Below are 13,263 nucleotides of genomic sequence, written 5' to 3' on the forward strand. Positions count from 1 at the left end.
CCTTATTAAGATTATCTCAGTTAATTCTTGCCATGAAAAGATGTCCGAAAATTTTCATGCCTCCCTGTGAACGGAAGGTTCATGAATGTTTATATTGAATGTTAATGTTTATCTTATATTATCAATAATTTTTAAGTTAAATCCCATTACCCCGGGATTATCCAATCCAACTTTTCAATCCCTCAATTAGACGCTGCATCACTGGGATATCCTTGATCGCTACTCGAATAAAATTACCCGGCAGGCCGGCAAAACTGGCGCAGCTGCGCACGAGAATCCCTGAGCGACCTAAATGTTCGATTAATCTATCAGGAGTCTGGTCTAAAACTTCAATCAAGGCAAAATTAACCACAGTCGGCCACAGCTTTAGATTTAAAAACCCTGCCGACCGGAACTCTCTATAGAAATACTCTCTGCTCTCCTGCAATTTGCCCCTTACTTCATCAGGATACTGTAAATCTTCTAAGGCTGAGATTCCGGCATGCTGAGCAAGAACATTAACAGACCAGGGATCACGATATTTTTCGAAGTCAGCAATTAGAGTTGGCTGGGCAAAAACACTGCCCAAACGCAGCCCCGGTATACTATAGAACTTCGTTAGAGAATAGAGAACCATAAGATGCTCGTTGGCAGTTAAATAATCGCGAGCAGACCAGCGCTCTGCATCCGGAAGAAAATCAAGGAAGGATTCATCGAAAAGGATTCGACAACCTATTTCTTGGCAGAATACTAGGATTTCCTCAAAGGTTTCTTTCTCCAGGACAGTCCCGGTTGGATTATGGGGAGAACAAAGAAAAAGCAAATCACATTCCTTAAGAACTTCCTTCCAGATCTGTTGCTTACAATCAGCTTCAGAGGAATGTCCCTTCTTACCCGTTTGGTACTTGGCCCAACCCTCCGGGCCCAGAGGAATGTATTGAATTTCAGACACTACTGCCCGTGCAGCGCGTTCGTATTCACTGAATGTCGGAATAGGAATCGCCACTCTCCGGGGCTTTAAGGCCTGGACAATGGTAAATATTAGTTCGCCGGCTCCGTTGCCTACCATAATTGTTTCCAAAGGTTGATCCAAGTGCCTGGCAAGAGTCTTCCTCAACCCAATACTCTCCGGATCCGGATAATTTACAATATCCTCCATGCCCTTTTTTATAGAAGCCCATACCCCAGGTGGAGGTCCAAAAGGGTTAATATTAGCGGAGAGATCAACAAATGACTCCAAACCATAGATTTCCTTGGCTCTGCGGAGATTGCCACCGTGCATAGTATCACCCCGTATTTTCTGTAATTTCGATTTTATTGGCGACAATTCCGCCGGAATGACTATGGAAGAGGTCCAGATAGGCAGGAGCAAATCGTTGTTGAGCTTCACTTAGTAAGCTCCTGGATACATCCTGATTTAAAGATCCACTTTGGGGAAAAACTCCTGCTAACAATGTACCACTATGGGCAGTGACTAGGCCAAGCCCCCCCTTTTGCAGAACCCAGTCTAAAAAGGGTTGAAAGAATGATTTATGGTTAATTTCTAAATTGCACTGAGCGCTGATCGTTCCCGCTCTTGCTAATTTTTCTAAGTCACCCTGCTCGATTCCTTCACAGGCTAATTGATACGCTCTCTTAATTGCACTCTCCTGACGCCGATAGTGTTCAGAAAGCTCCGGGCGAGCGTTAAAGACTTTCGTGTCAATGGCCCCGCCCCAATCTAAAGCTAAGAACAAAGCCGGCACAGTGGGGCCCAGTAACCGATGGTTATGCCCTTGAACATGTTCTATTTCCGTAATACCCGGAAACATTACACTGTCGCTGGGTTCAATCCGGAGAGCAAAATCAGCTAAACGTTCCGGTACAGGATCTTCTCCTAGGGCAACTAAAGCTGCTGCTGCTACAGCAGTAATATCTGCCGTTGAGCTGGCCATCCCTTTTCCTTCCGGAAGCTGGAGAGAGAACTCAACCTGGCCCCCTAGCCTAGGCAGACCTAAACTTTTTTTGAGCAATTCCAAGACTTGGAGTGCTTTTACTTTATTAAGGGGCAGATCCCAGCCAGTAGTATTCAAGTTTAATGTCACTCTAGCTTCCGAAAATCGATCAATGGGACAATCAATAAGAAATGGAACTCCATTTCTAGCCCCTTGTACCCATTCTCCACATGTTCCCGGACACCGAGCTAACCCCACTGCGAAATCCATTAATATTCAATCCCCCTACGACTTTTAACCCCTTTAGAGAAAGGATGTTTCAGCATGTTTAGCTCAACTGTTATCATTCTGTTCTCCCGAGACGGGAAGCAAACCAATGTTCCAGTAACTCCGGATGTCCCGAAAAATGAAGGTGCAAATAAGAAGCGATTATATTATCTCTAGCATATCCTTCCAGGCGATCCACCTTATCTCCTCTGAATAATTCATAAGCAGGAGGATATTCCTTTTCATAGATGACTCGAGAATAGTGAAATTCATGCCCTTGAACAGTGGTTCCACCAGGGCCGAAAAAATTGCCCTCACGAAAGACTCCTTTTCGATAGCCAATCCCTTGTAAACGCTTGGTCATCTCAGCCTTCATGGGAATGATACCCGCCATGGGCAGCTCATTGCCTTCAAAATCCGTAATCGACTGGCCGAGATACATGTACCCTCCACATTCAGCATAGATTGGTTTACCGCTGGCGGCAAAATCCTGTAAGGATTTGATAAACGGTTTGTTTTGACTTAACTCTTTAAGATGCAGCTCAGGAAAACCACCGCCTAAGAAAATCCCATCCAAGTCTTGAGGGATAGAGTGATCGTGTAGGGGGCTAAAGGGTATTATGCTGGCATTCAAACCTTCAGCAAGATCTAAGGCGTCTTGGTAGTAAAAGAGAAACGCTTCATCCCAAGCTAAGCCTAACCGAAACTTATTACTAGTTTCTTGTCTCTGGATATTTGGATAGATTATTTCTTTATTTGTAGTTGAAACAGACACTTGTTCTGAGTCAATAATATTCGGCTTATCGGAAGGATACAGAATATGATCCTTTTCTATTTCAGGTAAAGATGGCTGTTTAAATTCGGGGGCACCCAGCATGATGCTTTCAACCAGATCCAGGTCAACATGTTTCGTTATCAGCTCAGAAAGTGTATCGATAAATCCTTCTAAGAGTCCGCCTTCCCCTACCGGAACTAACCCTAAATGCCGTTCAGGCAACTTAAGCGATAGTTCTTTGGGTAAAACTCCAAGGACGGGTATTCTAATTTCACTAAGGGCTTCTCTAAGAATTGCTTCTTGGGCGGAGGACTTAACCCGATTAAGGATTACTCCCCGAAGCTTAACTTGAGGGTCGTAAGTACTAAATCCATGAACTAACGCTGCAACACTGCGAGACATTGAGGAAGCATCCACTATAAGAACGATGGGAGCGTCAAGGAGTTTTGCCACATCAGCAGTGCTCCCAAAGCCCGCGGTTCCACTCATTCCATCATACATTCCCATGACTCCCTCAATCACCGCCCAACGTTCCTTGGCAGTCTGAGCAAAGACGGAAGGCAGGCTCTCCCCCAACAACCAGCGGTCAAGATTGCGGGAAGCCCTTCCCGTAGCCGCCGCATGATAACTGGGGTCTATATAATCGGGTCCAACCTTATACCCTTGGATTGGGTGTTCCCGCTTTTTTAAGGCTGCCATTAAACCCGTGGCAAGGGTTGTTTTCCCCACGCCACTATGCGTTCCTGCCAGGACAATCCGTGGAATCTTCATGCTTAATCCCCCCCAACTCGATGTTCGTGGTTCGATATTCGTAGTTCGTGCCGTTATACTGCTTTAAAGTAGATAAGCTAAAACAAGCGCAGGTATCAGAGACAGCCAGGTGGCTGTTTTTACCAGCTGACGGCAGCGAACAATATCAGTGGCATTGACTGGATGGAGTGCATCCCCCATCTCAGCACGATGATGCGTCTTCCCGTGATAAATATTAATTCCACCTAATTGAATTCCCAGTAGACCGGCAACCACACTTTCCGGATTTCCGCCATTGGGGCTGGGGTGTCCTGAGGCGTCCCGCTTCCACATCCGGTACGCATGAGCAACAGACATTCTTCTCAATTTTCCTGCCAGGAGCAAGATGGGAACGGATATGCGGGCAGGCAGGTAGTTTGCCCAATCATCCGTGCGAGCTGAAAACCAGCCAAAGTCTAAATAACGTTCATTTTTATAACCGACCATAGAATCCAAGGTGCTCACAGCTTTGAAGGCCATGGCTAAGGGGGCACCTCCCAGAGCCGCGTAAAAGAGAGGAGATAGTATTCCATCGACAAAGTTTTCCGCTAAAGTTTCAACGGTTCCTCGGGCAATTTCCCCTTCGAAAAGATTTGTCGTATCACGGCTGACTAACCAAGAAAGTTGAATCCGAGCCTCACTTAGATCCCCTTTTGTCAGGGGGACTAGAACATTTTGCCCCGCATCTAAAAGAGATTTAGCGGCCAGGGTGGTAAAAACTATATAAATGCTGAAGGCAAAACCGAGGATTGGGTGGAAAAAGTTAGCGAGAGAGACGGCTCCCCAAGTAAGCAGATAGCTTCCACCTACGACAACTAAAGTTAACAAGACCCCATTTTGCCGTCGTACCTTTGGAGATCCCTGATTGAGCTTCTCCTCTAAAAAACTAATCCCCTTGCCGATCCCTATAACCGGGTGGGGCCAGCTGTGTGGATCTCCAATAACTTGATCAAGAATAAACCCACAGAGAACAACCATTGGAAGGACTGCCCCAAACCAACTAAAGGTTTCTATCATAATAATCTTCACATCCTAGACTCCTACTTTAAAGCAAGAGTTCTCTGCTATAGGTCTTTGCTAATTCTGCTGACATCCCTAAAACCGTTTCTAAGAATCTGCCTTTAAACCCATAATATCTCGTATCCGTTCCAGATCCACATTCTGTCGCACTAAATCCGCCAACTCATTAAACGCCGATTCACGCAGAGCAGCTTGGGAAAGTGAAGCTTCGACAGGTCTCCGGGTTCCTCTGCGCTCCCACAACCAGTTTAACAAGGAGGCCCTCAAACTATCATTATCAAAAATCCCGTGGAGATAAGTTCCATAGGAATTTCCAGACTGTAAACCATCGAGATTGGATTCTCCATTGGAAGTTAAATTGAATAAAGGCAAATGGCCTTCATCCAACATGGATCGCCCCATATGAATTTCATAACCTTCAACAGTTTCTCCGGTGCAGGCTTTAAAAAAACCCTGATCCGTCAAGATAGTCCCCTTGCTTTGAACAGTATGTTTTTGAGGATAGAACTCTGTAACCATGGGCAGAATTCCCAATCCCGCTACCTCTTCCAGCTCAGATTCCGTATGCAGAGGATCCTTAACCAGACGTCCCATCATTTGATACCCGCCGCAAATTCCTATCACAGGAACTTCTTCCCCGCAAAGGGCCAGTATTTGTCCCCCTATTCCACTATCATGAAGAAAGCGCAAATCAGCAAGAGTATTCTTACTCCCCGGAATAATCAGAAGGTCGGGTTTTCCAAGATTGGCGCGCTCTGTGACATAACGTACGGAGACATCCGGCTCATCCTGCAAGGCATCAAAATCCGTGAAATTTGAGATATAGGGCAAGCGAATCACTGCCACATCCAATTGCTGATCTAGGGAAACCGAAGGATTTTCCACCGCTTCACTCAAAGCAACAGAATCTTCATCGGGAATACGGATTTTAAAGTAAGGAACAACCCCTACCACCGGAATCCCTGTCTTTTCCTCAATGAAATCCAGGGCAGGCTGAAGCAGCTTGATTTCACCGCGAAACTTGTTAAAAATAATTCCCTTGATCATCGCTCTCTCTTCAGGTTCTACCAATTCTAAGGTTCCTACAACAGAGGCTAAAGCTCCGCCGCGATCAATGTCTGCTACAAGCAAAACCGGTGATTTGGCCTCCATTGCCACTCGCATATTCACAATATCATTGGATTTGAGATTCACTTCAGCCGGACTTCCAGCTCCCTCGATAACCACTATTTCATACTCATCCAGCAGAGAGTGAAGAGCCTCAGTAACATACGGCCAAGTCATACGCTGATACTCCCCATGATAGCGCAAGGCTGTTACATTACCCTGGGACTTGCCCATAATAATAACTTGAGATCCGGCAGGTCCACTGGGTTTAAGCAAAATTGGGTTCATTCGAACATCAGGATCCACTCCGGCAGCTTGTGCCTGAACGACCTGGGCCCTCCCCATCTCACCTCCTGCAATGGTCACAAAGGAATTGAGCGCCATATTTTGAGCTTTAAAGGGAGCGACCTTATATCCTTCTTGATAAAATATCCGGCAGAACGCAGCAGCCAATACACTCTTTCCTACACTAGAAGAAGTTCCCTGAATCATAAGTTTGGCCTTTGCTTGAGTATCTGAAGACATCTTTTCACCCTCTTTTCTAAGGAAGCAAGGGGACAAATCTCTTGCTTCCACTTCATGCTTTCCAACTAATTACAAAGCTAACTTATCATTAAAGCTTATCAATCTGCTGAGCTTCTTAACCGAGATACTAACAGAAAACGACTCTGAAAACACCCCAAAAACATTCTTAACGACAATAGACCCGAAAGAAAGGGCGGATTCGTCCAACAGGAGTGAACCCATTGCATGGAGAGGCGGTAAAGGCCTGCAAATTTACTTTTGCTTTAAAACTGTATAAATCAAGGCATTTACCACTGTTGCTGCAATAGGACTCCCGCCCCTGGTTCCTAGTACGGTAATCGACGGGAACTCTTGGTGCTCCCAAAGGAGATCCTTTGACTCTTTGGCTCCAATAAAGCCAACTGGAATTCCAACAATCAAGGTCGGACGAGTCTCGGGATTTTCTGCGAGACGCAAAACTTCAAGCAAAGCGGTTGGGGCATTTCCAATGGCTACAATGGAACCCTTCAACCGATCGGCATTCATGCGAAAAGCGGTCATGGAACGTGTAATTCCCCAGGCTTTTGCTTGTTCGGGAACTCCGGGAGTGTTTAGAAAACATTCTACCGTCCCGCCCAATGATTTAAGCTTTTCCTTGGAAATACCTGCTCTAACCATCTCCACATCCGTAATGACAGTGGCCCCCTGTTTCAATCCTTGAAGACCACACGCAATTGCTTCCGGGTGAATCGCAATTGCAGATTCTAAAGAAGGATCCCCCGTAGTATGAATGATGCGTTCAACAACCGGGAGGTCCGTGTCTAACCAAGGACGGGTAAGTCCTGCCCGAATAATCTTCATGCTTTCAGATTCAATTTGACCGGGGTCTAAAATAAAATCTGCTGTCATTCGCCGAGAGCCTCCTTAATGCGAAGACTAGCCAAACTTGCTATTCCGTCGTCAGCTCCCAGCTCTCTGGTAAAGACGATTTCAACCTCCGGATGCTGTTCCCGAATCTCACGCAGTTCCTCATGAATATCAACAGTCACATGCATCCCACGGAAAAGAAAGAGGGGCATTATAACAATGTGCTTTGCTCCACTTTCAATTTTAGCCTCTACCGCTTCCGGCAAGCTCGGGTGGTCATGAGCCATATATGCGGGGGTTACAGGTTGCCCAATAATGCTGCTTACTTTTTCAGCGACGACTAAAAGTCCTTCGTTTGCTTCTGCTCGACGGCTGCCGTGCCCTAGAATGATGATTTCTGATTTCATGTTATTACCTCCAAATTATTAATAAATTCTGTAATGGTTGGTTGATTTGAAGCTATCTCTGCCGCCGGTCGTTTCAAAAGAACTAAAGGAAGATTCAAATTCAGACAGGCTTCTACCTTTTCGATGGTTCCGCCTACTTTACCACTTTCTTTAGCCACCACGACTTCGATCTTTAGCTGCTTGAACATCGCCTCATCCCATTCTTGGGAGAAGGGGCCTTGAGCAGCTATGATTTGATTCGGTTTTAAACCTAATTTTTCACAGCGCATCAACACTTCAGACGTAGGAAGAACACGAACGTAAAGGGATTTATCCTGCATTAACGGATGAGAAACCCATTCCGGCAACCCATTGCTGCCCGTGGTCAGCATAATTCGTTGTCCTAACTTGGCAGAAAGTTGAGCGGCACCGGATATGTCCTCCGCCCAATAAATAAGAGGATGATCCGGCAAATCCAGTTCTGAACGCTCCCAGCGTCGGTAAGGAACCTTTAAATCTAAGCAAACCTTTTTAGCCATTTCTTTAACCCTTAAAGCGTAGGGATGAGTAGCATCTACTAAGGCGGTAAAATTCTGTGCTTTCAAAAGGTTGATTAGCTTCTCTTCATCCATAGCTCCCCAGCGAGTCTGCAATCCTTGCCCTTGGGCTAACTCCGCTCCATAAGGAGTTAGTGTAGAAACTAATACCTCATGTCCCCGGTGCTTGAGGGCATAGGCCAGTTTACGTCCATCCTCAGTCCCTGCTAAAACTAAAAGCCTCACAGCTTATAGCCTCGGGGGGTTACCATGTAAGGTCCTACAATCCGAGTTTGCGAGTTTCCAATAATTACGGTTGTCAACATGTCGATTTTGTGCTTCGTGAAATCTTCCAGGGTGGTAATCTCTACACTGGATTCCTCCCCTCGCAAGGCTTCTCGAACCAGACCCACCGGAGTATCCGGACGACGGTAGCGTAAAACAATCTCTCGTACTGTCTCAATATGTTGAGGGCGACCGTTGCTCTTAGGGTTATAAAGGGCGAAGATAAAATCCCCTTCCGCTGCTAAGCGAACTCGTTTCTCAATAACTTCCCAAGGAGTTAAGAGGTCACTTAGGCTAACCACAGCAAAATCATGCATTAAAGGAGCACCTAACATCGAAGCTGCAGCAGAGGCTGCTGTCACTCCGGGGATGATTTCTAAAGGCATATCCAGGAGGTTCTCTTGTTCCAGACATTCAATAATAATCCCGGCCATACCGTAAACTCCTGCATCTCCACTGCTGATAACAGCTACTCGATGTCCTTCGGCAGCCAAGCGAATGGCTTCACGGCAGCGATCTATTTCTTGACGCATGCCGGTGGCCACAATTTGTTGATGGGTTAAAAAGGGTTTGATAAGGTCTACATAGGTTTTATACCCTACTATGTATTCAACTTCATTTAAGACCGACTGAACCCTTGCCGTCATATGTTCTTGATCCCCAGGCCCCAGACCTACGACATATAGTTTTCTATGCTGATGGCTACTGTTACTCCCTGCCCCTTGGTCTTGGGCAGAATTAACCTCCCCATTTGGGCTCCCAGTAAACTCGCTGCTTCGCATACACCGTCCACTCCTATCTTTTCGCTGACAAAATTTGATCGACTTAATTGTTCTTGAAGATTAACTGTTTGCAGTTCATCAGCACGAAAGGTTTTAAAGGGAACCTTCAAGCTTTTGGCTGCTTCAATCAGTCCCACTTCATCAGATTTGAGGTCAATACTATAAATACCCGCAATGGCTTTAAGGGAAGCCCCGAGTTCCTCGACAGCCATTTTTATGCGTTCCAAAATGACCTCCTGAGCAACTCCTCGTCTGCATCCCACCCCAACACTTAAAACCGGGGGGACTAAATATAGACAATCCCTTTTAAGCGGCAAATTCGGAAAAGCATCAATAATAACATTAGCTTGATCTTTCTCATTTTCACTTAAGAAACAATAATGAGCATCCTTTAGCAAGGCATGGTGCTCCGGCTTTAAGGGATACTTGGCCCAGACTTTAAGATATTCCCGGTTTAATAATAAGCTGTTGACCTCCGGCAAATGATATAGCGGTTCTACCTTCCAGCCAAATCTACGGGCATATTCGTCCGGAGCTACCATTCCTCTTACATCCGTAGCGGTGGTAATAACGGGTACTGCCCCAATCTGGGCGGAAATTTGCTTAGCCCAAGTATTAGCGCCCCCTAAATGCCCGGACAGCAAAGGAATTACGAATTTTCCTTCCTCATCTAAGACCAAAACAGCTGGGTCTCGATCTTTTCCTTCTATTAAAGAGGCTATCTGACGCACCACAATTCCTGTTGCCATGACAAAGATCAGCACTGCTGATTCTTGCCACAGACGGGGCACAACATCCCTGAGATGGCTGAAGGTTTGCAATTGGATCTGAGATTGGACTTGGGTTTGGGCTTGTCGATTAGGCTTATCTCCCGGACGGAGTACCTTTTCATGAAGATAAACCTTAAATCCAACATTCTCCGGTAAAGTCTCGCCAATACGCAGGATCGTATCCAAGCCTCGATCAGTCAAGGACAAAAGAGCTGCTTTCCCGCTTGGAGGATTATCCATGTCCTCAAAGTCTTGGTGGTGGTTTTTCGTCGTCACCTTATTGGCTTCAGTGTTCACCTTACTTATCTGTTCCTTGTCGGTATTCATGGGTAAAGGTCGGATCGTAGAGTTTTGACCGTGCATAACCCTTGGCAGGATCTAAGAAATCTCCTACCAGAATTTGCGCCTGTTTACGGATTCCTGCCGCTTTTACCTTTTCCACGATAGTTTCTAGGGTTCCCAAGAGAATCTCTTCATCCGGCCAGCTTGCTTTAGCGATAACGGCAATAGGAGTGGAGGCAGCGTAACCCCCATCCTGCAACTCTTTGACCACAGTTCCCATGTCTTGAACACTTAGGAAAATCGCCATACTGGCTTGATGTTGAGCCAATTTAGAAAGTGCCTCACGCTCCGGTACGGGAGTTCGCCCGGCTAAACGAGTTAGAATCAAGGTTTGACTGATATCCGGCAGAGTAAATTCTCTCTTTACCGCTGCAGCAGCTGCAAACACTGAACTGACCCCCGGTATGACAGAATAGGGAATTTCTTGTTTATCTAAGTATTCGAATTGCTCCTTAATAGCACCGTACATACTGGGATCTCCGGTATGAAGGCGAACAACAGTCTCTCCGTTATTCGTTCCCTCCAGCATGAGGGCCACTACTTCTTCAAGAGTGAGATGAGCACTGTCATGACAAGGAACCCCCGGACGACACATCCCCAGCAATTCCGGATTAACTAACGATCCGGCATAAATCACCCGGTCTGCGCCTTCTATAGCCCGGGCTCCTTTGAGTGTGATGAGCTCAGGATCCCCCGGACCGGCTCCGACAAAAATCACTTGGCCTTGGCCGCTAGTTTTCTTCTGGCTCACTGTTTTCCCTCCCCAGTAAATCTTTTTTGACAAGCAACAGGCTGAGATAGTCGACTTTTTCAGATTTAAAATCATCGGGCTTAGGTTCCCAACGTATTTTCTCTTCAGCTTGTCCGAGACGAGTCAGTAAAACTGCCTTTCTCTCACGTTTTTCCAGCAGATCCAAAATGTCAGGCAGCCTGCGGGAGACTTTCATCAGGACTAGATTAGGGAAGTTCAGGTAGTCTCCCACATCTTCCGTACTTGGTAAGATAAGGAGAGGTTCATCCCCTGTGGCCAGGGGCAGGTTAATCTTTGCTGCAGCAGCAGCCATGGCCGTTATTCCAGGAATGGTTTTAATGCATTCCTGGGGCAATTGTTTCTGAAGAATATTAAGCAGATAACTGTATGTACTATACAGGGATGGGTCGCCTAAGGTAATGAAGGCTACTGATTTGCCCTGTTTTAGTTCTTCCAGGAGGGTTTGAGCTCCATCTTGCCATGCTTTTTCTAAAACCTGCTGATCAGAAGTCATGGGCATTTCCAGCTCTACTAAACGAGCCTTCGCGGGGCAATGAACTTTAGCAATATCCCAAGCCACACTTTCTCGATCCATCTTGGATTTTGGAATAGCTACTAAATCCACGGATTGAAGTACATTAACAGCTTGCAAAGTCAAGAGCTGAGGGTCACCGGGACCGACTCCGACTCCATAGAATTTTCCCCATGTTGTATTCATCACTTTTCCCCTTTTCTTGCTGAGATAATAAAGATTGGATTCAAAGCTTGAGCCATATGCAGGGTTTGTACTGCTTTCCAGCGGACAGCTTGAATAGAAACCGTATCAATATCCTGATAGTTGTAATCCGAGAGCAATTTTAATCCTTGGGCAACAGTTTCTATGGTTACTGCTGTGATGACGATCCTTCCCCCTTTAATTAAGGGAACTGTTTGTAGTATTTCCGACAGTCTGCCGCTGCTGCCGCCAATGATACAGACATCCACCGGAGGCAGCTCTCCAAAGACATCGGGAGCGGCTCCTGGAATTAGCCGAAGATTTGGAACTCCAAACTTTTCTTGATTAGCTAGAATTAGTTCCTGAGCCTCGGTATTGTGTTCGATGGCGTAAACCACACCGGCAGAAGCCAGACCGGCAGCTTCAATACTTATACTCCCCGTACCCGCGCCAATGTCCACAACGCAATCCTTTGTGGAAATTTGGGCTTTGGCCAGGACTTGGACGCGAATTTCCGCTTTGGTCATGGGAACCTTACCCCTTAAGAACTCCTCGTCTGGAATCCCCAGCCTTAACTTTGTACCTCTCTCAGGGGGATCGGAATCAGATGGTTGGTTATTAGAGATACTCGTTTGGTTAGAATCCGGATGAAGAATGACAATGGCATTCTTTAGCAAGGTCTCTTCCTGAGCCAACTTCTCTGCATCCATTGTTGCCCAAAACTCCTCCGGATAAGCCAGGGCATTTCCTATGGATATCTGCGGATTATTTCCCTGCTCCAGATAAAATTGAGCAATTGCCTGGGGAGTGTTTTCCCCACCGGTCAGAACCGCTGTAGGTCGAGTTATCACTTGAGGTAATACTGACAGCTCGCGGCCATGAACACTGGCAAAGTCTGCCTCCTGCCAAGCAAGCTCAGCTCTGGCAAAGGCAAACTGCAGAGAACTAATCCCCGGATGTACATCGATCCTCTCCTCGGGAAACTCTTTCTTGAGTCTAGGTAAAAAACTAAAAAACCCTGGATCGCCGGAGACGAGGACTCCAATAACGTTCTTTTCCCTTAAGGCGCTTCTGATCACTTCTATACTACTGGCCAGATTACCGGATAGGACATAGGTTTGTCCTGTGAAATCTGGAAAGAGTTCCAGAGCCCTAGATCCTCCGATCAAGATTTCGCAGTTCTTCACAAGCTCATTAATCGCGGGTGGCAACCATTCCGGCCTCCCAGGGCCAATGCCGATCACCTGTAACATTCATTACCCTTCTTCCCTAATGTTGATGTTTAGTACTTGTTAGCCTTCAGTTCAGGCTGTGTAGCCCAGATCTTGCAAGCCCAGCTTATTCGGGGAAGACAGTTTCTGCGAAATGCTTAATCCGTGCGAAGACAGTGTCTGCAAGAATGCGTAATCCGTGCGAAGACAGTGTCTTCGTGTGTGTGTGTGTGTCGCTTAGCA

The 13,263-nt window shown here is 46.3% G+C and carries 13 protein-coding genes; all 13 read right to left on the minus strand.

Annotated elements, in window-relative coordinates; all coding sequences use genetic code 11:
* Window positions 1-157 precede the first annotated feature (157 nt).
* The 13 genes from BLS16_RS08495 to cbiE all read right to left on the minus strand — a co-directional run bounded on the left by BLS16_RS08495 (window position 158) and on the right by cbiE (window position 13,062).
* A complete protein-coding gene (locus BLS16_RS08495) occupies window positions 158-1,261 on the minus strand; it encodes a pyridoxal phosphate-dependent aminotransferase (protein WP_092332259.1) in 1,104 nt (367 codons plus the stop codon).
* 4 nt (window positions 1,262-1,265) lie between these two features.
* On the minus strand, window positions 1,266-2,183 hold the full coding sequence (locus BLS16_RS08500) for a GHMP family kinase ATP-binding protein (protein ID WP_092332262.1): 918 nt from the start codon (window positions 2,181-2,183) through the stop codon (window positions 1,266-1,268).
* Window positions 2,184-2,256: 73 nt separating this feature from the next.
* Entirely contained in the window at window positions 2,257-3,726 is a 1,470-nt protein-coding gene (locus BLS16_RS08505) for a cobyrinic acid a,c-diamide synthase CobB (RefSeq protein WP_092332264.1), read from the minus strand.
* A 63-nt stretch (window positions 3,727-3,789) separates the two neighbouring features.
* Complete coding sequence (cbiB, locus tag BLS16_RS08510) at window positions 3,790-4,761, minus strand: adenosylcobinamide-phosphate synthase CbiB (RefSeq protein ID WP_092332593.1); 972 nt, start codon at window positions 4,759-4,761, stop codon at window positions 3,790-3,792.
* 90 nt (window positions 4,762-4,851) lie between these two features.
* Complete coding sequence (locus BLS16_RS08515) at window positions 4,852-6,396, minus strand: cobyric acid synthase (protein WP_092332267.1); 1,545 nt, start codon at window positions 6,394-6,396, stop codon at window positions 4,852-4,854.
* Between the two features lie 252 nt (window positions 6,397-6,648).
* A complete protein-coding gene (locus BLS16_RS08520; protein WP_092332270.1) occupies window positions 6,649-7,284 on the minus strand; it encodes a precorrin-8X methylmutase in 636 nt (211 codons plus the stop codon).
* Window positions 7,281-7,649, minus strand: coding sequence for a sirohydrochlorin chelatase (locus BLS16_RS08525; protein WP_092332272.1), 369 nt, complete (start codon window positions 7,647-7,649; stop codon window positions 7,281-7,283). The genes BLS16_RS08520 and BLS16_RS08525 overlap by 4 nt, the downstream gene beginning before the upstream one ends.
* Window positions 7,646-8,410, minus strand: a complete 765-nt coding sequence (gene cobK, locus BLS16_RS08530) for a precorrin-6A reductase (RefSeq protein WP_092332275.1) — start codon at window positions 8,408-8,410, stop codon at window positions 7,646-7,648. The genes BLS16_RS08525 and cobK overlap by 4 nt, the downstream gene beginning before the upstream one ends.
* Window positions 8,407-9,096, minus strand: coding sequence for a precorrin-3B C(17)-methyltransferase (gene cobJ / locus BLS16_RS08535; protein ID WP_242876236.1), 690 nt, complete (start codon window positions 9,094-9,096; stop codon window positions 8,407-8,409). Before cobJ ends, cobK begins: the two co-directional genes overlap by 4 nt.
* A 26-nt stretch (window positions 9,097-9,122) precedes the next feature.
* On the minus strand, window positions 9,123-10,241 hold the full coding sequence (locus tag BLS16_RS08540) for a cobalt-precorrin 5A hydrolase (protein ID WP_092332595.1): 1,119 nt from the start codon (window positions 10,239-10,241) through the stop codon (window positions 9,123-9,125).
* 58 nt (window positions 10,242-10,299) lie between these two features.
* Complete coding sequence (gene cobM / locus BLS16_RS08545) at window positions 10,300-11,094, minus strand: precorrin-4 C(11)-methyltransferase (protein ID WP_092332279.1); 795 nt, start codon at window positions 11,092-11,094, stop codon at window positions 10,300-10,302.
* Window positions 11,075-11,812: a precorrin-2 C(20)-methyltransferase gene (gene cobI, locus BLS16_RS08550; protein WP_092332282.1), complete on the minus strand. Its 738-nt coding sequence runs from the start codon at window positions 11,810-11,812 to the stop codon at window positions 11,075-11,077. The genes cobM and cobI overlap by 20 nt, the downstream gene beginning before the upstream one ends.
* Window positions 11,812-13,062, minus strand: coding sequence for a precorrin-6y C5,15-methyltransferase (decarboxylating) subunit CbiE (gene cbiE, locus BLS16_RS08555; RefSeq protein ID WP_092332284.1), 1,251 nt, complete (start codon window positions 13,060-13,062; stop codon window positions 11,812-11,814). The genes cobI and cbiE overlap by 1 nt, the downstream gene beginning before the upstream one ends.
* Window positions 13,063-13,263 lie beyond the last annotated feature (201 nt).

It is taken from the genome of Desulfosporosinus hippei DSM 8344 (assembly GCF_900100785.1).
GTDB classification, from domain to species: Bacteria; Bacillota; Desulfitobacteriia; order Desulfitobacteriales; family Desulfitobacteriaceae; genus Desulfosporosinus; species Desulfosporosinus hippei.